Origin of the sequence: Xanthomonas sp. NCPPB 1325 (assembly GCF_041477645.2) — a bacterium.
In the GTDB taxonomy this organism is placed as follows: domain Bacteria; phylum Pseudomonadota; class Gammaproteobacteria; order Xanthomonadales; family Xanthomonadaceae; genus Xanthomonas; species Xanthomonas cannabis.
Genome location: NZ_CM192985.1, coordinates 3,547,525 through 3,570,733, shown reverse-complemented (window position 1 = coordinate 3,570,733; position 23,209 = coordinate 3,547,525). Strand labels below are relative to the sequence as shown.

Annotated in this window: 13 protein-coding genes; 2 read left to right on the top strand and 11 right to left on the bottom strand. The window is 66.4% G+C overall.

The window, feature by feature from the left end; translation table 11 throughout:
* Positions 1-745 precede the first annotated feature (745 nt).
* Together ACCQ10_RS15265 and ACCQ10_RS15260 are read left to right on the top strand one after the other, a co-directional pair.
* Positions 746-1,810 (top strand): glycosylasparaginase, encoded by a 1,065-nt coding sequence (locus tag ACCQ10_RS15265; RefSeq protein WP_372361158.1) that lies wholly within the window; start codon positions 746-748, stop codon positions 1,808-1,810.
* Positions 1,807-2,544 carry a copper homeostasis protein CutC gene (locus ACCQ10_RS15260; RefSeq protein WP_372361157.1) on the top strand — a complete coding sequence of 246 codons (738 nt, stop codon included), beginning with the start codon at positions 1,807-1,809 and terminating at the stop codon, positions 2,542-2,544. Before ACCQ10_RS15265 ends, ACCQ10_RS15260 begins: the two co-directional genes overlap by 4 nt.
* Before the next feature lie 43 nt (positions 2,545-2,587).
* On the opposite strand, the gene ACCQ10_RS15255 is transcribed toward ACCQ10_RS15260, so the two are convergent.
* The 11 genes from ACCQ10_RS15255 to ACCQ10_RS15205 all read right to left on the bottom strand — a co-directional run bounded on the left by ACCQ10_RS15255 (position 2,588) and on the right by ACCQ10_RS15205 (position 23,207).
* On the bottom strand, positions 2,588-4,099 hold the full coding sequence (locus ACCQ10_RS15255) for a DASS family sodium-coupled anion symporter (RefSeq protein WP_372361156.1): 1,512 nt from the start codon (positions 4,097-4,099) through the stop codon (positions 2,588-2,590).
* Between the two features lie 164 nt (positions 4,100-4,263).
* Entirely contained in the window at positions 4,264-4,659 is a 396-nt protein-coding gene (atpC, locus tag ACCQ10_RS15250; RefSeq protein WP_372361155.1) for an ATP synthase F1 subunit epsilon, read from the bottom strand.
* Between the two features lie 334 nt (positions 4,660-4,993).
* On the bottom strand, positions 4,994-6,097 hold the full coding sequence (locus ACCQ10_RS15245; protein ID WP_372361154.1) for a sialidase family protein: 1,104 nt from the start codon (positions 6,095-6,097) through the stop codon (positions 4,994-4,996).
* Positions 6,098-6,532: 435 nt separating this feature from the next.
* Positions 6,533-6,733, bottom strand: a complete 201-nt coding sequence (locus tag ACCQ10_RS15240; protein ID WP_372361153.1) for a hypothetical protein — start codon at positions 6,731-6,733, stop codon at positions 6,533-6,535.
* A gap of 318 nt (positions 6,734-7,051) precedes the next feature.
* A complete protein-coding gene (locus ACCQ10_RS15235) occupies positions 7,052-8,887 on the bottom strand; it encodes a glycoside hydrolase family 35 protein (protein ID WP_372361152.1) in 1,836 nt (611 codons plus the stop codon).
* 300 nt (positions 8,888-9,187) lie between these two features.
* A complete protein-coding gene (locus tag ACCQ10_RS15230; protein WP_372361151.1) occupies positions 9,188-11,530 on the bottom strand; it encodes a GH92 family glycosyl hydrolase in 2,343 nt (780 codons plus the stop codon).
* Positions 11,531-11,666: 136 nt separating this feature from the next.
* Entirely contained in the window at positions 11,667-13,130 is a 1,464-nt protein-coding gene (locus tag ACCQ10_RS15225; RefSeq protein WP_372361150.1) for a glycoside hydrolase family 125 protein, read from the bottom strand.
* 483 nt (positions 13,131-13,613) lie between these two features.
* On the bottom strand, positions 13,614-16,274 hold the full coding sequence (locus ACCQ10_RS15220) for a glycoside hydrolase family 3 C-terminal domain-containing protein (protein WP_372361149.1): 2,661 nt from the start codon (positions 16,272-16,274) through the stop codon (positions 13,614-13,616).
* A 444-nt stretch (positions 16,275-16,718) separates the two neighbouring features.
* Positions 16,719-19,421, bottom strand: a complete 2,703-nt coding sequence (locus ACCQ10_RS15215) for a beta-mannosidase (RefSeq protein ID WP_372361148.1) — start codon at positions 19,419-19,421, stop codon at positions 16,719-16,721.
* A 21-nt stretch (positions 19,422-19,442) separates the two neighbouring features.
* Positions 19,443-21,878 (bottom strand): family 20 glycosylhydrolase, encoded by a 2,436-nt coding sequence (locus tag ACCQ10_RS15210; RefSeq protein ID WP_372363137.1) that lies wholly within the window; start codon positions 21,876-21,878, stop codon positions 19,443-19,445.
* A gap of 261 nt (positions 21,879-22,139) precedes the next feature.
* Positions 22,140-23,207, bottom strand: a complete 1,068-nt coding sequence (locus tag ACCQ10_RS15205; RefSeq protein WP_372361147.1) for a glycosyl hydrolase family 18 protein — start codon at positions 23,205-23,207, stop codon at positions 22,140-22,142.
* Positions 23,208-23,209: the final 2 nt, after the last annotated feature.

Sequence of the window (23,209 nt, the reverse complement as noted above, 5' to 3'; positions counted from 1 at the left end):
CTGCGGCGGGCTGGGGGCTGATGGCGTTTCCAGGACATGTGCAGGGGCGGGTGCTGCGAGCTGCGCTTGCGGCCTGACCTCCGGGAGCGAGTCGATCTGGTCGAGTTGCTGCGGTTGCGCGGGCTGTGGCAAGGATTCGGCGCGTGACGGCTCGTCGATCGCTGCAGTGGGTTCGTGCGAGCAGGCGCTCAGCAACAAGGCGAGCGCGATCAGGCTATGACGTGGCATGGGAAATCCTTTGCGTGACGAAGTGGGATGAGTGAACTACCGGGCAGCCCGAGGTCGCCGTGCACTGCGCCTCTGTCAGTGAAACGGGCCAGCGCAGCGAATGGGGTTAACCGGACGAAAGATTTTTTCGCCGGCCCTGCATGCGCTGCGGCAGGGCAGCTGGACCGTTGCCGGTAACCGTGTCATGACCGGCCTCACTCCCTTCTCCCACCGGGAGAAGGTGGCGCGCAGCGCCGGATGAGGGTGCGGCGAAGAGGACAGCGTCGGCTGCCTCATCTGCGCGGCCAGGCGCGATTCGGCATCGCTGCGCACGGCCCCCTCCGTTGCCGGCCGCGTGTTCGATCCACGCATCGAACACGCGGCGGCCCAGGCAGGCTCGGCCCAGTCACGCAACAGTTGTGCGCGGATCCGCACACGACAGCGCCGCAATACGGTTTATCCGCACGCCACGCTGCCGCATGATGGAAGGCTGGTGCCGCACTGCGCGGCCGTTCGTTTCCATCATGGAGTTGCCCGGATGATCCAACGTCGTCACTTCCTCAAGAGCGCCACGCTGGGCGCGATCGCTTCCGGGCTGGCCGGCTGGGGCGCACGCGCGCAGGCCGCAGTGGGCGCGACGCCGGGTGTGCGGCCGTCAGCGCTGCCGCGTGGTGCGGCGCGGGTGATTTCCACCTGGGACTTTGGCGTTGCCGCCAATCAGGAGGCCTGGAAGATTCTCGGCAGCAGCGGCATGGCGCTGGATGCGGTGGAAGCCGGTGTGCGGGTGCCAGAAGCGGACCCGACCAATCCCACCGTCGGCCTGGGCGGCTATCCGGACCGCGACGGGCGGGTGACGCTGGACGCCTGCATCATGGATCACCTGGGCAATTGCGGCGCGGTGGCATCGCTGGAAGATGTGGTGCACGCCATTTCGGTGGCGCGCGCGGTGATGGAGAAAACGCCGCACGTGATGCTGGTGGGCGATGGTGCGCGTCAGTTCGCGCTGGAGCAGGGCTTCCCGAAAACCAGGCTGCTCACCCCAAGCTCGGAAGCCGCCTGGAAGGAATGGCTGAAGACGTCCAAGTATTCGCCGGAAGCCAATGTCGAAAACCGCGCCTGGCGCGATGCCAAGTTGCCCGGCGGCAAGGACAACCACGACACCATCGGCATGCTGGCGCTGGATACGCACGGCAACCTGTCCGGTGCCTGCACCACCAGCGGCATGGCGTGGAAGATGCACGGCCGGGTCGGCGACAGCCCGATCATTGGTGCGGGTTTGTACGTGGACAACGAGGTGGGTGGTGCGACCTCCACCGGCGTGGGCGAGGAAGTGATCCGCAATGTCGGCAGTTTTGCGGTGGTGGAAATGATGCGGCAAGGCAGGTCACCGGCCGACGCATGCCGCGAGGTGGTGATGCGGTTGATCCGCCGCAAGCCGGAGCTGACGCGCACCTTGCAGGTCGGCTTTCTGGCGATGAACAAGCGTGGCGAGGTGGGAGCATTCGCCATCCAGAAAGGCTTCAGCTACGCGGTGTGCGATGCGCAGCGGCAGGATCTGCTGGTGCCCGGTGAAAGCCACTACACCCAGGAGCCCGCGGCATGAGCGCGGCCGGCCTGGAGGTGGCTGCCGATTCCATCGGTTCGGCAGTGGCAGCGCAACAAGGCGGCGCGATGCGCGTGGAACTCTGCGGCGGCCTGGACGGCGGTGGGCTGACGCCCTCATTCGGCACGTTGGCGGTGGTGCGCGAGCGCCTGCAGATTCCGTTGTATGTGCTGATCCGTCCGCGCGTGGGCGATTTTGTGTTCAACGCCGACGAGGTGGAAGTGATGCGCCGCGATGTGGAGCAATGCGTGCGCATCGGCTGCGACGGCGTGGTGCTGGGGGCGCTGGATCGTGATGGCCAGGTCGATCTGGCCACGATGCGCGTGTTGATCGCCGCGGCGGGCACGCTGGGCGTGACCTTTCATCGCGCGATCGATGTCAGTGCGGACCCGGCGCGTGCGCTGGAGGATGCGATCTTGCTGGGCTGCGAGCGTGTGCTGACTTCCGGTGCGCGTCCCAGCGCCGTGGAGGGGGGGGACGTCATCGCCGCGCTGGTGCAGCAGGCGGCCGGCCGCATCGGCATCATGCCGGGTGCCGGCGTGTCCGAACACAACATCGCTGCCTTGCGGACCCGGACCGGCGCCTGCGAATTCCACGCCTCCGCACGCGGGGCGGTCGCGGCGCAGGTGCCTGGGCCGCATCCTCATATCACCGATCTCGGCGGCGACTATCAGCGCACCGACGTGGCGCGCGTGCGGCGGATGGTGGAGCTACTGCGGCAGCCGGGGGATTAGAGCGTCCCCGCCACGCACCCGCCGCAGCAGGCCGGTCTTGCCTCTACCAGATGCCCAGCAGCTTCCACCATGCATTGCCTACCGTTGCGTAGATCACCAGCTCGACCACGCACATGGTCAGGCCGACGCGCCACCACATGCCAAGCGGGACGTAGCCGCTGCCGAAGATGATGGGGGAGGTGCCGGTGGCGTAATGCGTGAGCGTCATCATGATCGTCGAGCCGGCCACCATCATCAGCAGGAACGGGATCAGATAGGCAGGGGGCACCAGCGCGGCGCCAACTGTCAGAAACGCAAGCAGCATTGCGCTGATATGCGCGGTGGTGCTTGCAAAGAAATAATGGGAGAACACGAACAGCAGGACCAGCACCGTCGCTGCGGTCTCCCATCCCATGCCCGAGGCCTGGATACCGTCGCGCAGCAAAGCGGAAAACCAGGCGATGACGCCGGTTTTGTTCAGTTGCTCGGCCAGCATCACCAGGGCACCGAACCAGATCAGGGTATCCCACGCGCTTTTCTCGGCGAGCACGTCGTCCCAGTCGATGGTCCCGGTAATGAGCAGCACGAACAGGCCTGCGAAGGCCACGACGGTGGGGTCCAGGGTCAACGCCGGTCCGAACAGCATGGCCGGTACGTTTGCCCACAGGGTGAGCAGCAGCAGGAAGGTCGCGATCATGACCCGCTCCTTGCCCGACATCGGGCCCATGCGCGTGAGCTCGGTCTTGGCATATACGACGGCATCGGGCGTGGATGTGACTTCCGGCGGCGCAATATGCAGCAACAACAACGGCATGAGTGCGAGGCAGAGCAGGCCCGGCAGTGCCATGCACAATGCCCACGTTGTCCATGACAGGTGGAAGGTCTGGTTGGTGACTTTCGCCACATAGTCGACCACCAGCGGATTGGGCGCCGTTGCGGTCAGAAACATGCCGGAGGTGATGGTGTTGGCGTGCATGTTCACCAGCGACAGATATGTACCCATCTTCCGTTCGGTCCCTTGCGCCGGCTCGGAGCCAAATGCGGTCGCAATGGATTTCATGATGGGGTGGACGATGCCGCCGCCCCGGGCGGTATTGCTTGGCGTAAAGGGCGCCAGGATCAATTCGCATGCAGCTAGTCCATAGCCGATGCCCAACGTCCTGCGCCCGAGCAGCGAGATGAAGATCAGGCCGATCCGGTTTCCCAATCCCGTCTTCTTCAACCCTCTTGAGATCAGCACCGCCACCACGATCAGCCAGATCAGCGGGTTGGACAGGCTGGCCAGTGCGTCGGCGATCGCCCCCTTCGACGACTCCGAGGTGACCTCGGACAGCGCGATGATCGTCATGGCCATCATCGCCATGACACCAATGGGCATCACCTTGAGCACGATCGCAACGATGGTGGTCAGGAAGATCGCCAACAGTGACCAGCCGTTCTCGCTCAGCCCCTGCGGTGTGGGGATCAGCAGCAAGGTGATCAAGACTCCCGTGGTCGCCACCGCAGGTGCGATGCGAAACGGGACAACACCCGAAAAATACTGCACGGCAGCCTGCAGACGCCGGGGGATTTTCATATGCGGTTCCTCATGGAGTATCACGGGATGCACGCCTGTCCGCGAGGCCCCGCCATAGCGTCTGGTCTGCGCGGATCGGCGCATCGCGCACGACCGCAACGCGTCGGTCGCATGCCGTCAGGCGGTCTGTCATCGTGGAATGAATGCCGGGTCCGCCGATTGCTTCAGGCAGTCCGCTCGCCGGTTGCCCTGCCCGCAAGGGCACCGGCCATCGGTGATTGATCCATCGACGCTGCCACTGCCAGGCGGCCCTGCGCGATGGTCTGCGATGGAGCGGCAAGTTCCGCGATGACCGTGACCTTGTCTGGCTGCACTTCCACCAGTCCTCCAGACACGTAGATCCAGAACGCCTGCGCGTCGGGCAGGCGGATCATGGTCATGCCTTCTTGCAGGGTTGCCAGCATGGGCGCATGCCCGGCCATGACACCGAAGCGGCCGGCCGTACCGGGGAGCTCCACTTGCCGGGCCTGGCCCGCCCACACGGCGCCCCCCAGGCTGACGATTTCGACGGCCAGCGTCGGCCTGTCCTGCGAAACAGGAGGATGAGGGACTGTCGACATGTTCGATCCTGCGTGGAGGGGAATTCCAAGCTACGTCGCCGGATCGCAGCCCGCATTGATCGAACGCAAGTCGGTGGCCTTGCGCATGCCTTGTCGTGCGAGGGGGCTTGCCGAACCCGATCCGGACTGCGGCAGCCGGCTTGCCCATCCTTTGGTCTGCCGTCGCGTGGCCTGCGTGGCGAAGGCGTCGCGGGTGCGCGTGATGGATCGGGCAGTGCCGTGTTGCTGGCCCAGCCGGGCCACGCATGACCAACATTCCCCACGGCATGCACGCCTGCAGGCGGCACCTACGAGCGATCAGGGCATCGCGTGTGCCGCGATCACGCAGGCGCGATCACCGGCGTAGCGGCGGTGCAGCGCCGTTGGCAGCGCTGGCATTGTCGCCAGAGCCCAGCCGTGCCGGATCGATCACCACATGCCTGATGCGCTGGCGTTTCCAGGTGTAGCTGATGTGCACCAGGCCATCGCGGGTCTGGATCACTGCGGGATACGAGAATTCGTCCTTGGCGCTGTCTTCCAGCGTCAGCACGCGCCGCCATTGCAGGCCGTCGTCAGAGACGGCCACGGCCAGGGTGCCGCGTCCCTCCCACCAGTCCTTGCCGGCAACTGCCGGGTTGTAGACCAGCAGGGAGCGGCCATCGCGCAGCAACACCGCATCGGTGCCGGAATTGGGGTTTTGCACATCGAGCAACTGCATTGGCTGCCAGTGCATGCCGCCATCGTCGGAGAACGTGCTGAACAGCTTGTTCTGCTGGCTGCGGCCCAGCGCCTGCACGCGGCCATTCGCATGCAGCAACAGGCTGGGCTGGATCGCGCCGATCAGCGCCGGGTCGTTGAGCGGCATGCCGCGTTGCCAGTGCGCGCCATCGTCGTCGCTCCATTCCAGATGTGCGCGCCAGCCGCGGTCTTCGCTGCTGCTGGGTGCCAGGATGCGCCCGCCGGGCAGTTGCACCGGCTTGTTCTTGATCGGCCCGAGGATGCCGTCGGGCAGGCGCTGCGGAGACGACCAGTGCGCACCGTCGTCGGTGGAGGTCATGCGCAGGCCCCACCACTGGCGCGGGTTGGGGCCGAGTTTGTAATACAGCTGCACCGGCCCGCTGGCCGACTGGAACAGCACCGGGTTCCAGGCCGGCACAGTCGCGCCACCGGTGCCGGCACGCGCGCCGTCGGCGATGCGGCGGGGTGACTGCCAGTGCTGCGCGTCGCGCTGGCTGAGCCAGATGCAGACGTCCGCTGCGCCTTCATGCGCGCCGCCGAACCAGGCGGCCAACAGGTGGCCGTCGCGGGTTTCCAACAACGTGGAGGCATGCGCCTGCGGTGTGGCTGCGGGGTCGGCGATGAACTCGCTGAGCACGATTGGCGACAGCGGCGCCTGCGCCTGCGCAGTGCATGCGGCAAGGCTGGCAACAGCGCTGATCAGCAGGCATGGCAGACGCATCGTGGTCGAGTCCTGTGCGGATGTGAAGCCTCTTATCATCCACCAAAGATCGCGTGTAGTGAGCATCCCCGGAGCAGGTGGTCGCCGACCACGGCGCACGCCACGATCGCATGACACCCGCTCATTCCGCTGCGCTGCTGGTGGCACGCGGCAATGGCGTGCGTCGCCGTCAGCGTCGGAATGAAAACTCCATTGCATGAAGCGCGCAGGCAGGGCGATGCCCCGGGCAGTCGTCGCCGGTCGCTCTCGATTGCGGTGAGGTGACTCGCGCGGCCGTCACCGTGGCTGGACGTGCTGGCCGTCAGCACGCTGGGCCATCGTCAACGCCTGTCTGCACGCGCCGTGTTCAAGCACGGCGTTCGTGCGTGGGCGTGTGCCGCCCACGCACCGCCCGCCACAGGCCTGGCCTGCGGCGTCAGTGATCGAGACGACTGCTCAGGCGTTGCTGTCGTCGCGCACTTGCGGCGGCAACAGTGTCTGCGGCTTCCTGGCCGACTGGGTCTGGCACAGGAAGGTCATCATGTGCGCCGCTTCGGTGCTGCCCATCGGCTTGCTGTGGACCTGCTCTGCGAACGCGTGCTGGGTGTGCTCCGGGCCTGCGGGAACGGATTCTTGCGTAACGGTGGACGAGGACATGCAACGCTCCTGGAACCTGCAATCAAGCCGTCCACGTAGCAACCAGAGCGCCCCCGTAACGGTGTCAGCCGGTGATCTTGCCTGGAATCTGCGCCGTCCGATACCTGGTGGTACGGGCGGCGCAGCGGCACCGGACGTTCTGTTAACGGCGGGTGCGACGCGGTCTGAAGGCCGCGTCGGGCGCTGCTGTTGCGGCAGTTGCCTGGCGTTGGGGGTGGCGTGGGTGCCTGGGTACGCCGGCTGCTGCGCGTGCGCCGGGTTTCACCACTAGCCAACCACCGATAGCCGCAGACCTTTAGCGCGCGATTTCGCCGGGCTTTAGTCCTTCGGTTTGATCCACACCTGCTGCTTCACGCCGCGCACGACCGGCTTGACCGTGCTGTCCAGGTCGAACACCACCACGGTGTTGTCGCCCTTGCGCTGGAACGGCGCAGGGAAATACAGCGCGGTCTGCGGGCCGATGGCCCAGTGGCGGCCGAGGTTGACGCCGTTGGCCCAGGCGAAACCCTTGCCGAAGGCGCGCATGTCCAGGTAGGTGTCGGTGGGCGTGCCGATGCGCAGCGTGCCGCGATGGAAGGCCGGGCCTTGCACCGGCTTGCGGGTCCAGCCGCGGATGCTGTCGGGGGCGCGCATCGGCAGCGGGAAGGCCTGCCAGCCAGTGAGTGGCTGGTTGTTTAACAGCACCGGGTCGACCAGGCCGGCGCGGCCGTCGGCCATGCGCGGTCCGTAGTTGATGCGGCCGCTGTTTTCGACCAGGACATCGAGGGTGTGTTGGCCGGCCGGAATATCCACGTCGGTGGACACCTGCTGCAGCCGGCGTTCGACGCTGCCGACCGGTTGTTGATCCACATACACGCGCGCCACGTCGCGCACGTCGCCCAGATACAGCGGGCCCTTGCGCGGGCCAGTGATCGTGGTGCGGTAGAGGATGTAGCCGTAATCCTGGCCGAAGTGCTCCATCGGCTGCGGGGTGTCGATGGCGATCGGGGCGGGCAAGTTGTCCCACAGCGAGGCGGATTCGCGCAGCGGGGTTTCCGGCAGGGCGGCCATGGCGATCGGCGCGGGCAATGCGGGCGGTTGTACGCCGGTGACGCGGGTGATGGCGTCGCGCATCAGCGCGAACTTGGGCGTGGGCTGCCCGGCCTCGTCGAGGATGGCGTCGTAGTCGTAGCTGGTGGTCTGCGGCGCGTAGTGATCGCTGGGATTGCCCTGGAAATTGGCGCCATTCATGAAGCCGAAGCTGGTGCCGCCGATGAACATGTAGAGGTTGGCCGAGTGGCCCTGGCGCAGGATCCATTCCAGTTCTTCGGTCTGTTGCCTGGCATCGGTTGCCGCATGCGGCTTGCCCCAATGGTCGAACCAGCCGGCCCAGTATTCGCCCACCATGCGCGGTTGCTCGGGGCGGAACTTGATCAGCTTGTCGAATGCGCTCTTGGCTTCGCCTGGCGCAAAATTCACCACGGCCAGGGTGTCGGGCAAGGTGCCGTTGGCGAGCATGTCGGCGCCATCGGAGGTGAACAGCAACGCCTTGTCGAAGCCGGCCTTGACGTACATGGCGCGGTTGTCGGCCATGTAGGCGTGGTCGTCGTCGTAGGAGCCGTATTCGTTCTCCACCTGCACGGCGATGATCGGGCCGCCGTTGTGGTTGAGCAGCGGCTGCACCTGTTTGGCTACTGCGTCCAGATAGGCCTGGCTGGCGGCGAGGAAGCGCGGGTCGCGGCTGCGCACGCGGATATTGTCCTTGCCGAACAACCAGGCCGGGTAGCCGCCGGCTTCCCACTCCGCGCAGGCGTAGGGGCCCGGGCGCAGGATGACGTTGAGGCCTTGCGCGGCGGCCTCGCGCACGAACGCGGCGACATCGTTGTTGGCGTCGAAATCGAACTGGCCTTGTTGCGGCTCCACCAGGTTCCAGAACACGTAGGTCTCCACGGTGTTCAGGCCCAGGGCGCGCGCCTTCAGCAGGCGGTCTTTCCAGTAGGCACGCGGAATGCGCTGGAAATGGATGGCGCCGGAGAGGATCTGATACGGCTTGCCGTCGCGCACGAACTGCGTGCCCTGCGTGCCGAAGGCGGGCCAGGATTCGGGCGTTGCAGCAGCGGCGGGCAGCGCGAGCGCCAGGGCCAGGACCAGGGGAGCAAGAGTGGTGCGCAGCATGGAGGTCTCGATGTAGGTGGGGCCGGTGGTGCGGGTGGATGGAGGCGCTGGTGTTTGCGTTCTGCCCTCATCCGCCCTGCGGGCACCTTCTCCCGCTTGCGGGAGAAGGAAAGGCAATGCCCCGCTTGCGGGAGAAGGAAAGGCAATGCCCCGCTTGCGGGAGAAGGAAAGGCAATGCCCCGCTTGCGGGAGAAGGGAGAGCAATGCCCCGCTTGCGGGGGAAGGGAGAGCAATGCCCGCTTGCGGGAGAAGGACGCGCAATGCCTGCTTGCGGGAGCACGCGGCAGTTGTGCAATTACGTTACGCAAACGACGGTGGCAGATCCTTCTTGTCTGCGCCGAAGGCCGGGTTCGGCTTGGGTCCCATCGCAAATTCCAGCGTGCCACCGGCAGCCAGCTCGGTGTGGCGCAGCCAGGCGCGGGTAAGCGGCTTGCCGTTCCAGGTCAGCGATTGCACGTACACGTTCTGCGCGCCGTTGTTGTTGGCCACGATGCGCAGGGTGCGACCGTTGCCCACATCCAGCGTGGCGCGCTTGAACAGCGGGCTGCCCACGATGTAGTTGCCGCTGACCGGATCCACCGCATACAGGCCGAGCGCGCTGAGCACGAACCACGCACTCATCTGCCCGCAATCTTCATTGCCAGACAGGCCGTTACGCGCGTCGTGGTACTGCTCGCGCAGCAAGCGGCGCACCATCGCCTGGGTCTTGTACGGTTGCCCGGCATAGGCGAACAGATACGCCACGTGGTGACTGGGCTCATTGCCGTGCGCGTACTGGCCGACCAGGCCGTCGATGTCCGGCGGTGCATCGGCGGGCAATTCGGAGCTGGTGGAAAACAGCTCGTCCAGCTTGGCGACAAAGCCATCGCGGCCGCCGTACAAGTCCATGTAGCCGTACAGGTCGTGCTGATTGAGGAAGGTGGCCTGCCAGGCATTGGACTCGGTGAAATCGCGCCACTTGGCGATATGCCCCATGCCACGCGGGTCGAACGGTGTGGCCCAGCTGCCGTCGGCAAGCCGCGCCTGCACGAAGCCGCTGTCGCGATTGAAGACATTGCGGTAATTGCGCGAGCGTTCGCGCAATGCGCGTGCATCGTCGCTGGCGCCTGCGGCTTGCGCCAGGTGTGCGCAGGCCCAGTCGTCGTAGGCATATTCGAGCGTGCGGCTGACCGCTTCGTCCACCTTGTCGGCCGGGATATAACCGAGTTTTCGGTATTCGCCCAGGCCGTGCGTGGTGTCGTCCATCGCACGTTTGCGGTACGCGGGCCACGCGGCCTTGTAGTCGATGCCGGTGAAGCCCTTGGCATGCGCTTCGGCCAGGACCACGGCCGAGTGGTAGCCGATCATGCAGCCGGTTTCCACGCCTTGCAGCGGCCAGATGCCCACGCCGTCCGGGCATTCGTTGGCGCCGCGCACCAGGCATTGCACCAGGTCGGGCACGCGCTCTGGCTGCACCAGCGTGAGCAGCGGATGCGCGGCGCGGTAGGTGTCCCACAATGAGTAGGTGCTGTAGTTGTGGTAGCCGGCAGGCGCGGTGTGGATCTGCAGGTCCATGCCGCGGTAGCGGCCATCCACGTCGGAAAACAGCGTGGGCGCCAGCAGGCTGTGATACAGGCCGGTGTAGAAGATGCGCCGTTGCGCGTCGTCGTCGCTGTCGATGCGCACGCGGGCCAGTTCTTTTTCCCAGGCGGCCACGGCTTGCGCATGCACGCGGGCGAAGTCGAAGTCGGGCAATTCGGCGTCGAGGTTGGCCAATGCGTTGTCGGCACTGACCGCGGAAATGCCGACCTTGATCAGCAGCGGTGCGTCGGATGCATCGGGGAAGTGCAGTGCGGCCTTGAGATGCGTGCCGTCGCTGCTGCGCGCATCGGCAGCCAGCGGTTGGTCTTCGTTGTACAGCTGCACGCGCGCGAACGGGCGCGAGACGCGCAGCGCGAAGTAGATGTAACGCCCCTTGGCCCATTGATACACGCGACGCCCACCGGTGAGGGTCTGTGCGTCGACCACACGCAGCTGCGCATCGCTGACGCGGGTGGGAATGCCCGGTTTGTCCTGCATGCCGTGGCACAGGTCCAGCAGCACGTGGGCCGGCTTGCCCTTGGGGAAGTGGTAACGGTGCAGGCCTGCGCGCGCGGTGGCGGTGAGCTCGGCATGCACGCCGCTGTCCTTGAGGCGCACGCGGTAGTACCCGGGCGATGCGGCTTCATCGGCATGGTCGTAGCGCGAGCGGTAGCCGGCGTCCGGATTGTCGAGCGGGCCGGGCACCAGCCTGACCTCGCCGGTGGCGGGCACCAGCAGGAAGTCCAGCATGTCGCCGATGCCGGTGCCGGACAGATGCGTGTGCGAGAAACCCATGATCGAGCCGTCGGACTCGTGATAGCCCGAACACGAATCCCACACCGCGTTGTAGGTGTCCGGGCTCAGCTGCACCATGCCGAACGGCAGCGTGGCGCCGGGGAAGGTGTGGCCGTGGCCACCGGTACCGATGAACACATCCACATGGCGGGTGAGGTCGGCGCGGGTGCGCGTGTCGGCCGGTAGCGCGTAGTTGCCGGCGCGCGCGCGGGCCATGCCGGGCAGGCCGACGCTGCCGAACAGGGCGGCAGCGATGGCGCCTTGGAGAAAACCGCGTCGTGTTGCCATGTGTGTGGTCTCTGATGTCGCGAAGTGGGTGCGCCGTCCCCTCATCCGCCCTTCGGGCACCTTCTCCCGACGGGAGAAGGGAAGATCAAGCGCTGCGCGGTGACGCATGCGAAGGGCGGTCGAGCCCTTCGCAACATCAGGCGCTACGCAGCAGCTGGGGTTTGCGTTGATGCAGGTCGATGATCAGTTCGCCGAACAAGGTGTTGGCCCAGGCGAACCAGTCGCGGGTGAAGGCGCTCGGGGTGTCCTTGTCGAACGCCTCGTGCATGAAGCCGGTGCCGGCGTGTGTGGTTTTCAGCCATTGCAGGCATTGGCGCAGCTGTGCGTCGTCGTCGCTGACCAGCGCGTACTGCACGATGGACATCGGCCAGATGGTGCCCATGCCGCTGTGCGGGCTGCCGACGCCTTCTGCGGCGGTACCGCGCGAGAAATACGGGTTGCGCTCGCTCCAGGCCAGCTGGCGGGTGCGCAGGAACACCGGGTCGGCGCGATCGCAGCAGCCCAGGTAGGCCAGGCTGAGCAGGCCGGGGGCGTTGGCGTCGTCGATGAAGAGCTGGTTGCCGAAGCCGTCCACTTCGAATGCCCAGTACGCCTGCCCATCGCTGTCGCGCAGCTGCCCGAACCGGCGGGTGGCGGTTTCCACTTCATCGGCCAGTGCGGTGCAGTCGGCGGCGAAAGCCGTGTCGCGATGCAATGCCGTGCTCATCGCGGCCAATTGCCGCAGCGAGGTCACCGCAAACAGATTGGCCGGCACGAACAGCGGAAACACGCAGGCATCGTCGGACGGGCGGAACATCGAGTGGATCATGCCGTTGGGTTTGGTCGGCTGGCCGTAGCCTTCCAGCACCAGGGTTTCGGTGGCCAGCGGGGAGGGGCGCTGGAACACGTACGGGCCGCGGTTGTCCTTGCGCTGCTGCTCGCGGAAGGTGCGCACCACCACGTGCATCGCTTCGCGCCAGTCGTCGTCGAACGGTGCGGCATCGCCGGTGGCGCGCCAGTATTCGTGCGCGATGCGGATCGGGTAGCACAGCGAATCCACTTCCCACTTGCGCTCGCCCACGCCGGGTTTCATCTCGGTGATGTCGTTGAGCGACCACTTCAGGCGCTGGGTCTGGCCATCGGGGAGGAAGGCGTTGGCGTAGGGGTCGAGCTTGATGCACGCGGCCTGGCGCTGGATTAGGCCATGGAACATGCGCCGCAACGCTGGGTCGCGCTTGGCCAGCGGCACGTACGGGTGCACCTGCGCAGATGAATCGCGCAGCCACATCGCATGGATGTCGCCGGTGATGACGAAGGTGTCCGGCTTGCCGTTGCGGGTGCCGGTTTCCACGGTGGTGTCGAGCGTGTTGGGGTAGCAGTTCTCGAACAGCCAGGCCAGTTCCGGGTCGGCGATCTGCGTCTTGATCTGCACGATCTGTTGCTCGACCGCCTTGCTGACGAAGCGGCGCTGCGCCTTGGGCGGGCGCTTGCTGACGAAGGCGCCGCCGGCAGTGGACGCACGTGCAACAGGCGCGGCCGCGAACGCGGGCAGGGCGCTGGCCAGCAAACCGGCACCGGCGCTGGCGCCGAGCAGCTGAAGGATGTCGCGGCGGGTATGCATGACCTCAAGACTCCATGGGTTCGACCGGCGATCCGCACGACCCTCATCCCTGCGCTGGCGGCCGCCACACGGCAGCCGGAGCGATGAGACCTATGCATGACCAATTCCCGATGACCATACAACGTGTTCGCCGAATGTGCATAGTGCGCCCGCACAATTCGTTGCCGTATGCGGGCCGTTTCGATGGTGGAGTGGCGGGCTGGTCCGCGGCCTGCCACTCTGCACGCAGGCTGCGAACCATCTTCGGGAACGCCCGCCGGGCGCCACGGCCTCCGCCCTGCAGCCCGCACGTCGGCACTCGCTCCGGCCGCCTTGCAGCGGGCATCGTCAGTACCGATCAACACGCGACAGGGGGGCGTAGGCATGCACGGCGCTGCCTCCAGCAGGCGTGGTGCGCCGTCGACACTTCACCGACGTCCGCGTACCTGATGTCCACCTGCGCCGGTATGGCCGGCGACTGCATGTGTCCGCTCGATGCGGCGCTTACTTCGGCAACGGCGAACGCCCTGAGATCGAGAACGCCGCCGCATCGCCGGCTACGCCGGTGCCCGGCTGCCCGCCGCCGACAAACAGCGTGTAGTTGCCGGCTTCCACCGCGCGTTGTCCGGTGCGGTCCACATCGCTCAGGGCACGCGCATCCAGCGTGAAGGTGAGTTCGCGTTGTTCGCCCGGTTTGAGGTGCACACGTTGGAAGCCGACCAGGCTGCGCAGCGGCGACTGCGGGCGGTCCGGGTATTGCAGGTACACCTGCGCCACTTCATCGCCGGCACGCGCACCGGTATTGCGCACGGTGGTGGTCACCTGCAGCGTGCTGCCGGCCTGCAGCGTGGTGGTGGACAGGCGCGGCGCCGCATACGCAAAGCTGGTGTAGCTCAGCCCGTAGCCGAACGGAAACAGCGGCTCGCCCTTGAAGTAGCGATAGGTGCGGCCCTTCATGTCGTAGCTGACGTACGCCGGCAGATCCTTGGTGGAGCGGTAGAACGTCACCGGCAGGCGCCCGCCGGGGTTGTCGTCGCCGGCCAGCGCACGGGCAATCGCGGTGCCGCCGGACTGGCCCGGGTACCACGCGGCCAGGATCGCATCGGCGTGGGTCTTGGCCCAGTTCACCGCCACGGCGCTGCCGCTCATCAACACCACCACCAGCGGCTTGCCGGAGGCCTTTGCGCGTTCCAGCAGGGCTTGCTGCGGGGCGGGCAGGGCGATGTCGTTGCGGTCGCCGCCGTCGAAGCCGGGCACATCGATGCGCAACTCTTCGCCTTCCACATCCGGCGACAGGCCGACAAAGGCCACCACCGCGTCGGCCTGTGCCACGGCCTGCTCGGCTTCGGCCAGTTGCGCCGCGGCAGGGGCCAGCCATTCCAGGCGCACGCCCTGGTCCTGGCCGCGGTGCTCCATTTCCAGGCGGATCTTGCGCGGGCGGGTGTCGTCGAAATGCAGCACGGTTTCCACGCTGCGGCCGTCGGCGTTATGCATGCCGGCCGGCACGTGCTTGTCTTCGGCATTGCCGGCAACCACCAGCTTGTCGTCGATGTACAGCCGCACCGGGTCGTGGCCGCTGCAATCGAAGCAGCGCGCCACGCGCACCGCCAGGGTGTAATCGCCGGCACCGGGCGGCAGCAGTTCGCCGCTCCAGCGCACGGCGTAACGATTCGCCGGTACGCCCTTGGCCGGGGCGACCTGGTCCCAGTTGAAGCTCACCACGCGGTCCTGCCGCACCACGCGTGCCGCGCCGCTCATGTCCACGTTGTCGAAATATTCGCCACGCAGCCCCGGTTTGCCGTCGCTGCGCAGTGCGGTCTCCGGAATCATGCCCGGCACGCCGGCAGCCAACGGCGCGCCTTGCGCGTAGCGCACCTGCTGGGTGCCGAAGCGCTCGCGCAGGCCGAGCAGTGGCGTCACCGGCGCAGCGGAGGTGCCCTGGTAGTTGGCCTCCAGCGCGGCCAATGCATCGGCATTGGGGCCGACCACCGCCAGCCGCGTGCCGGCTTTCAGCGGCAGCGTGGCATCGGCGTTCTTCAGCAACACGATCGATTCGGCGGCCGCCTGCAGGGCCAACGCACGGTTGGCGCGGTTGTCGATGTCCTTGGCACCCAGCCGCGCGTACGGATCCTTGCGCGGGGCTTCCAGTTCGCCCAGCCGATAGCGTGCGGAAAACAGGCGTACTAGCGATTGATCCAGCAGCGCCTCGTCCACTTCGCCGCGTTCGATGGCGGTCCCGAGGTCGCGATAGGCATGCCCGCAGTTGAGATCGTGCCCGGCCTTGAGCGCTGCGGCGGACGAGCCGGCATTGTCGGGGCGGAAGTAATGGAACTGGGTCATGTCGTCCACCGCATCGCAGTCGGACACCACAAAGCCCTTGAAGCCCCAATCCCCACGCACGCGGCCGTTGAGCAGCCAGTCGGCCGCGCACGCCGGGGTGCCATGCAGCGAGTTGTACGCACACATCACCGAGCCGGCCTGGCCCTCGACCAGCGCCGCGCGGAAGGCCGGCGTGTAAGTCGCTTCCACATCGCGCGGCGAGACATCCACATCGAACCCATGCCGGCCCGGCTCCGGGCCGCTGTGCACGGCGATGTGCTTGGGCGTGGCGATCGTGCGCGGATGGTCGAGATCATCGCCCTGCAAACCGCGGATGAAACCGACCGCCAGTTGCCCGGTGAGGAAGGGATCCTCGCCGTAGGTTTCCATGCCACGGCCCCAACGCGGGTCACGGAAGATGTTGATATTGGGCGACCAGATGGTCAGCCCGGCGTAACGCGGGTGGTCCTTGCCCGGGGCGCCAGCCTGGTTGAATTTGGCGCGCGCCTCGGTGGAGACCACGGTGCCCACCTGCTGCATCAGTGTGGTGTTCCAGCTCGCCGCCAGGCCAATGGCCTGCGGAAACACCGTGGCATAGCCATTACGCGCGATGCCATGCAGGCCTTCGCTCCACCATTCGTAGGCGGGGATGCCCAGGCGTGGAATCGCCGGTGCATCGTTCATGGCCTGGGCGACCTTTTCGTCGCGGCTCATCTGCGCCACCAGCGCGGCGGCGCGCTGTTCGGGCGTGCTGCCGCGGTCGGCGGGCGCGGCAAGTGCGAGACAGGGCAGGCCAAGGCTCAGGCTCAGTGCCATGGCAAGACGCGAGACAAACACGGATGACATCGATCTACTCCTGCGCAGCGGTGAGATCCGCCGGGCGTTGTTCTGTGAGCGCCGCAAGGGGCTGCGGCAGGGTGGGGGATGCGGCGCGGCGGTGTCATGCGCGCCGTTGGGTGGGTGGCTGTTGCTGGCGGCGGTGCGCCCTCATCCGCCCCTGCGGGGCACCTTCTCCCGCCAGCGGGAGAAGGACATCCAGCGCGAGACGAGGCACGCGAGCGAGGAGGAAGGCAGGCATCCGAGGCACGCGAGCGAGGCGCAAGCCATGTATCTGATGGCACGCAAGCGAGGAGGAAGGCACGCATCCGCGGACACACAAACGAGAAGCAAGGCACGCATCCGAGCGCACGCATGGCAGGACATCGCGTCCTTCTCCCGCCTGGCGGGAGAAGGTGCCCGAAGGGCGGATGAGGGCCATTCCGTTCCTCATGATGAGGGACATCCCCTCCCTCATTTCGCCGCCGCTGCCTCCGGTGGCTCCGGCGGCGCACCGGCCAGCGTCGATGCCAGATCGCGTACCTGCAATGCAGCCTGCAGCTGCGCCATCGGCAGCTTGCTGGCCACGCGCACGGTCAGCGGTTCGCCCGGCAGCAGGTCGAAGGCGTTATCGGCCACGGTCACCTCCAGGTCGCCGAACGACAGCCACGCCTCGCGCGCCAGCGTGTCGCTGGTCAGGGTCAGCGCGTAGCCATCGCCATCGGCGCGCCATTGGCTGTCGATCTTCGCAGTCGGCAAGGCCAGCTGCTTGGCTGGCGCGAAAAACACCACTTCGCGCGACAGCAGCGTGTCGCCCTCCAGCAACTCGAACACCGCATAGCTGCGCTTGGGGTCGGCCTTGCCCAGCAGTTGCGCATCGCTGAAGTCGCCTACCTGCAGGCTGCTCAGCGGCTTGATCGTGGCCTTCTGCTCACGCTTGCTCAGCACCTTGCCGTCCATGCCCATCACCCGCATGCGCCAGCGCGCATCCAAGGCCGTGGTGCGGTCGGACACCAGCGAGACCTTGGTCTGGCCCTTGTCGTTGCGCAGCGCAGCGATCATTTCCGGCGCGTAGAAGCGGCGCGCGTGGTACTGCAGCGCCTTCCAGCGGCCGTAGTAATCCACGCTGGACCACGACGCGCCCGGCCACACGTCGTTGAGCTGCCAGTACAGCGAGCCCATCGACTGCGGGCGCGCGGCGCGCAGATGCGAGGCGGCCAGGTTGATGCCTTCGGCCTGCATCAACTGGCTCAGGTAGACGAAGCTTTCGAAATCCTTGGGCTCGCCAAACTCGCGGCGGATGTACAGCATCAGCCGCTTGTTGCCGTTGCCCTTGTCGAACTTCTGGTGCGCGCGCATCACCGGCGATTCCGGGTCCATGTCGGCCGCATCGGCGAACACGCGCACGGTACGCATGTCCGGGAACGACTGCAGTCCGTATTCGGACATGAAACGCGGGGTCACGTTGAGGTATTCGGTGACCGGCAGGGCAGGGCCGCCCCACACCTTCCAGTAATGCATGTCGCCATCATTGGTCTGGTCGGCAGCGCCATCGAAGTTGGTGCCCGGCGAGGTGGCCCAGTACGGCACGTCGCTGTCGTAGGTGGCCACCACTTCGCGGAACACGGTGCCGAACAAGGTCGTCATGCCGCGTTCCACCCGGGCGCGTTCTTCCGGGTCCAGCGATTGCTTGAACTTGACCCGGTCACCCCAGTTTTCCCAACCGGTCTGTACTTCATTGTTGCCACACCACAGCACCACGCTGGGGTGGTCGCGCAGCCGCTTGACCTGTTCGATCGCCTCCTGCCGCGTGTTCTCGCGGAACTCCACGTCATACGGCGGCACCGCGCCACCGAACATGAAGTCCTGCCAGATCATGATGCCCAGCTCGTCGGCCACCTCGTAGAAGTGATCGTCCTGGTAATGCCCGCCGCCCCACATGCGCAGCATGTTCATGTTGGCATCGCGCGCGTCCTGCAGGGTGCTGCGCATGCGCTCGGCGGTGACGCGCGAGGGGAAGGCGTCCAGCGGGATCAGGTTGGCGCCCTTGGCGAAGATCGGGATGCCGTTGATCACGATCTCCATGCTCTTGCCCCACTGGTCCTTCTCGCGGCGCAGCTCCACCGAGCGCAGGCCGGTCACGCGTTTGATCTGTTGGCTGTCGCCATCGGCGTCGCGCACGTTGGCGACAAAGGTGTAGCGGTCCTGCGCGCCGTAGCCGGCCGGGAACCAGCGCTTGGGCTTGGCGATGCGCACCGACAGATCGATGCGGTTCTGGCCCGGGTCGACCACCGCGTCCTGGGTGAACTGGCCGACTTTTTGCCCATCCGGGCCCAGCACATCCAGCGTCACCTGCACCGGGCCGCTGCGGCCGGCCTGCAGTTCCAGTTGCGCCTGCAACTGCGCGGCGTCGGCGTCCACGCGTTGCTGGGCGATATGCAGCCCGTCCACGCGCACTGCATCCCACGCTTCCACGCGCACGTCCTTCCAGATGCCGGCATTGACCATGCGCGGGCCCCAGTCCCAGCCGTAGCTATACGGCGCCTTGCGCACATAGGTCGAACTATGGCGGCCATCGGGCTCATCGCCGAACGCCGAATCGTAGGCGCCCGGCAACGCATACGGCTGCTTGGCCAGCCACGGCTGGATCTTCTTGATCGGCGAAAGGAACTTGATTTCCAGCAAGTTATCGCCGCGCTTGAGCAGCGGTTTGGCGTCCACGCGCCACTGCCGGAACATGTTGTCGGCACTGAGCAGCTTCTTGCCATTGAGGGTGACCTCGGCCAGCGTATCCAGGCCGTCGAACACCAGTTCCACATGCTCGCGCTTGAGCATCGCCGCATCCACATTGAAGCGGGTCTGGTACTGCCAATCGCTTAAGCCCGCCCACTGGATCTTGCCTTCGTTGTCGCGCAGGAACGGGTCGGGCACCACCTTGGCGGCGATCAGATCGGTCTGCACCACGCCCGGTACCTGCGCCGGCATCCAGCTGGCGGCCTTGGGGTAGGTCTTGGCCTGTTCCTGCCCCGGCACCAGGCGCACCTGCCAGCCGCTGTCCAGGGTCACGGCCGTGGGCGGTGCCGCCCAGGCCTGTGAGATCGCGAAGGCCAGGGCAAGCCCGAGCCGGGCGGGCGTGAGCATGGACGAGGCGGGGGCAGTGCGGTGCGACAGGGGCATGGGTGGATCTCCTTGGATGGGTCAGCGCGTGGCGGCGGGGGGCGCCTGCGCGGTGGTTTCAATCAGTTGAACGGCGCCGATGGCATACAACGGGCCGCGAATGGGCGCGGTGAAGCGCAGGCAGAGATCGTGGACGCCGGTGCGCGCAGGCAGTGGGGCTTCCAGGGTGAATTGCTCGCCCAGGGTGTCGCTGCGCGGCAGTTGCACGCTGGCGATCAGCTCGCCCTCGCAGCCCTGGCGCACTTCCAGCTCGCCGCCGCGGGTGTTGGCCGGGTACTGCACCAGCTTGGATTGCTCGTGCGCCAGACCGAAGTTGTTGGGCAGGCGCGCGGCGTCGATGCGGATGGCGCCGATACCATCCAGGCGCGCCTGCGGATACATGCGGCAGGCATGGAACAGGTCGACGTTGTAGACCGGCGTGTCGGCGCCGGTCATCTCCGGCAGCAGCGGCAGGCGCAGGCCGAGTGCGCCCTGTGCGACGCAATGGCGCAGTCCCTGCGTGTCCACGCGCAACAGTGAGGTGCGATCGAAGCTGCGGCTGCGCGTCGCCGCCAGCGGCATGCCATCGGCGGTGAACGCAGTGGCCTTGACCGTGGTGGGCAATTGAATCGCAAAGGGTGCCTGGTAGCGCGGCGATGCAGGCGTCGGGGCGCTGCCGTCGACGGTGTAGTGGAGCACGCCGGCGCCGGTCTGCGTGCTCAGCGCCACCTTGGCCGGGCCGCCGGCCAGCACCGGGTTGGGGCCGTTTTCCAGGGCGATCTCCGCGGCGAAGGCACCGTCGCTGTAGTCGATGCCCAGCGCCTTATAGCGCTGCAGCTGTGCCGGCAGGCGCGCCAGAAAGCTGCTCCAATCGCGCGCTGCCACCGGCGACCAGGTCATCTCTGCTACCGCGGACAGACGCGGAAACAATGCGTGATCCACATGCCAGCGCGAGGGGATGTATTCGGACCACAACGCGCTCTGCGCGCCCAGCACGTGCCTGGCCTGGTCGGCGGTGAGATCGGCCGGCACCGGGTCGAACGCGTAGACCTTGGACAACGGCAGCACCGTCAGGCGACCGTTCGGTTCGTCGCTGCGCGTGGTCTGCAAATTGTCCAGATACAGCCAGTCGCCCGGTGCCAGCACCACATCGTGGCCTTGTCTGGCCGCGGTCACCGCACCCTCGACGCCGCGCCACGACATCACCGACGCACTCGCCGGCACGCCGCCTTCCAGAATTTCATCCCAGCCGATCATGCGCCGGCCGTGCCGGGTGAGGTAGGCGGCCAGCTGTTCGTTGAACCAGCCTTGCATTGCGTGGGCGTCCTTGACCCCGAGCTTGCGCATCTGCGCGCGCACCGCGGGTGAGGCTTCCCACTGATCCTTCACCGCCTCATCGCCGCCGATGTGGATGTAGGTCGAGGGGAACAACGTCAACACTTCATCCAGCACATTGGTGATGAAGGTCAGGCTGCGTTCGCTGGTGTTGAACAGATACGGGTTGACGCCCCAGTCCACGCCCACCTGAGTGCGCACACCGGGCACGCCCACTTCTTCCGGATAGGCGGCAACGGCTGCCTGCGCATGGCCGGGCATGTCCAGCTCGGGCAGCACGGTGATGTGCAGGCGTGCGGCATACGCGACGATTTCGCTGATCTGTTCCTGCGTGTAGAAGCCACCGGAGCGCTCCGGCGTGCCGTGCCGGCCGGCACCCGGCGGCGTGCGCCAGGCACCGACCTCGGTGAGCTTGGGGTACCGCTTGATCTCGATGCGCCAGCCCTGGTCGTCGGTCAGATGCCAATGCAGCACGTTGAGCTTGTGCACGGCCATCGCATCGAGCACATGCTTGACCGTGTCGACATCGTGGAAGTGACGGGCCACGTCCAGATGCTGGCCACGCCAACCGAAACGTGGCCAGTCGCGGATGGCGACCGCGGGCACGGCCACCGCGCCCTTGCGTGCATCCGGGGTCATCAACTGCCAGGCGCTGATGGCGCCATGGAACAGGCCGGCACCGTCGCGCGCGTCGATACGGATGCCATTGGCATCCACGTCCAGGCTATAGCCTTCCGGGTGTGTCACCGTGGCCTGCGCGTTGCGTTGCAGACGGATGCTGGCGGGCGAGGGCGTTGCTTCTGCACGCACTTCCAGTGCGAGCCCACGCGTATGCTTGAGCAGGCCGGCAAGATGCTCGGCACTGCGCCGCGTGTCGGCATCGCCAGCGGGGATCGAAATCAACGTGCCGGCGCCGACGGTAAAACTGCCGGCACTGCGCGTGGCCTCCACCGGTGCGGGAATCAGCGGCAACGGTGCCGTGGCGGACGCCGGTGCCACCGCAGCGCCCGCGCTTGCCACCGCCGGCGCCGTGCCTACCTCGCGCTTGCCGCATCCGGCCAGCGCCAGTACGGCCAGCGACAACGCAAGCAACCGCAACGGTAATGTCGTGAGTGACGGCAGGTACGCTGCTCGCCTGTCCATCAACAGCGCCTTCGACAACAGCATGCGCGGCGTACGGCTGAGGTTGGACATCATGCAATCACATCCCAGGATGACGGAGAGCGTGTGGCCGCACCGTTGCATGCGCGCAGCCAAGTGGAACGACACCATATCGCATCGACAGCCTTGCTCGATCCGCCGAAGACATCGAAGCGCGGCAGCCCTGCACAGTAGCAAAGCCGCCGCGGATCACGCAGGGACTGGCGCACGCTTCATCGCCGCGCGCCCGCCTGCAGTCGTTGATCAACGCTGCGCAGTCGGCAGCTCGTCCCACACCTTGGGGTCTTCGGCGCCCAGCACCCAGCAGCTGAAACCTTCCAGGCCGTACTGCTTGGTCAGCTCGTAACGCGCCTTGAAGCTGCGTGCGTCCGGGCGGAACACCCACTCACGCATGTCGTCGCGATAGAAATAGAACCACGACTCCTGTTCGACCGGATCCCACTGCACGGTGGCGTTCTGTTCGATCGCCAGCGGGAAGGATTCGTCGGCATCGATGTAGGTTGCAGAAATATTCGACGCTTCGGTGCCGTCTTCCTTCACCGGGTTGCCGGTGTACCAGCGGTAGCCGTAGGTGGCGATGCCCAGCGACAGCTTTTCCTTCGGCACCTGGGTAATGGCGTAATCCAGGTGCTTCTTCATCCACACCATGCCATCGACCGGGCCGGGCGTGGTCCAGCGGGTGTGCTGGTCGTAGGTCATGATGCTGACCAGATCCGCAGCCTGGCCCAGCGCCTTGAGGTCGTAGGCACCGCGCCAGTATTCCCACATCCACTTGGAGAACTGGCCACCTTCGGCATGGCCCGGTGCGTTAGGGACCACCGCCACCGACATCTTGAAACCGGCCTTGTGCAGCGCGTCTGCGGTCTGCTTCACCATCAAGGTGTAGGCATCGCGATCGGTCCAAGCGATGTTTTCGAAATCGAACTGGAAGCCGTAGTACTTGTGCTGCTTGCCGTGGATCAGCAGCGATTCGATCATGCGCTTCTTGGCGGCTTCGTCGTGCATCAGCTTGTGAAAGCCGTCGCGACCGGTGGTCATCGACAGGATCGGCATCACCCGCAGCTTGTGCTGCTTGGCGATGTCGTACAGGTACATATTGGGCGTGCCGTTGACCAAGCCGTTCTGGTCAACGCCGTACCAGGTGGGCACCACCACGTCGATCTTGTCGACGTTGGCAATGAACGAGTTGGTCGATTTCTGCGTGTTCATCAGATAGAACAACGCCGTGGGATTCTTGGCCAGGGCCGGGGCGCAGGCAAACGCCAGCGCAAGCAACATCCAGGTCAATCGCTTACTCATGAAAGACAGCATCC

What these genes read in the sequence shown, in the direction of transcription:
- ACCQ10_RS15265 (WP_372361158.1), top strand. Translation starts at nt 746, where the DNA reads ATGATCCAACGTCGTCACTTCCTCAAGAGCGCCACGCTGGGCGCGATC.
- ACCQ10_RS15260 (WP_372361157.1), top strand. Translation starts at nt 1,807, where the DNA reads ATGAGCGCGGCCGGCCTGGAGGTGGCTGCCGATTCCATCGGTTCGGCA.
- ACCQ10_RS15255 (WP_372361156.1), bottom strand. Translation starts at nt 4,099, where the DNA reads ATGAAAATCCCCCGGCGTCTGCAGGCTGCCGTGCAGTATTTTTCGGGT.
- atpC (WP_372361155.1), bottom strand. Translation starts at nt 4,659, where the DNA reads ATGTCGACAGTCCCTCATCCTCCTGTTTCGCAGGACAGGCCGACGCTG.
- ACCQ10_RS15245 (WP_372361154.1), bottom strand. Translation starts at nt 6,097, where the DNA reads ATGCGTCTGCCATGCCTGCTGATCAGCGCTGTTGCCAGCCTTGCCGCA.
- ACCQ10_RS15240 (WP_372361153.1), bottom strand. Translation starts at nt 6,733, where the DNA reads ATGTCCTCGTCCACCGTTACGCAAGAATCCGTTCCCGCAGGCCCGGAG.
- ACCQ10_RS15235 (WP_372361152.1), bottom strand. Translation starts at nt 8,887, where the DNA reads ATGCTGCGCACCACTCTTGCTCCCCTGGTCCTGGCCCTGGCGCTCGCG.
- ACCQ10_RS15230 (WP_372361151.1), bottom strand. Translation starts at nt 11,530, where the DNA reads ATGGCAACACGACGCGGTTTTCTCCAAGGCGCCATCGCTGCCGCCCTG.
- ACCQ10_RS15225 (WP_372361150.1), bottom strand. Translation starts at nt 13,130, where the DNA reads ATGCATACCCGCCGCGACATCCTTCAGCTGCTCGGCGCCAGCGCCGGT.
- ACCQ10_RS15220 (WP_372361149.1), bottom strand. Translation starts at nt 16,274, where the DNA reads ATGTCATCCGTGTTTGTCTCGCGTCTTGCCATGGCACTGAGCCTGAGC.
- ACCQ10_RS15215 (WP_372361148.1), bottom strand. Translation starts at nt 19,421, where the DNA reads ATGCCCCTGTCGCACCGCACTGCCCCCGCCTCGTCCATGCTCACGCCC.
- ACCQ10_RS15210 (WP_372363137.1), bottom strand. Translation starts at nt 21,878, where the DNA reads ATGGACAGGCGAGCAGCGTACCTGCCGTCACTCACGACATTACCGTTG.
- ACCQ10_RS15205 (WP_372361147.1), bottom strand. Translation starts at nt 23,207, where the DNA reads ATGCTGTCTTTCATGAGTAAGCGATTGACCTGGATGTTGCTTGCGCTG.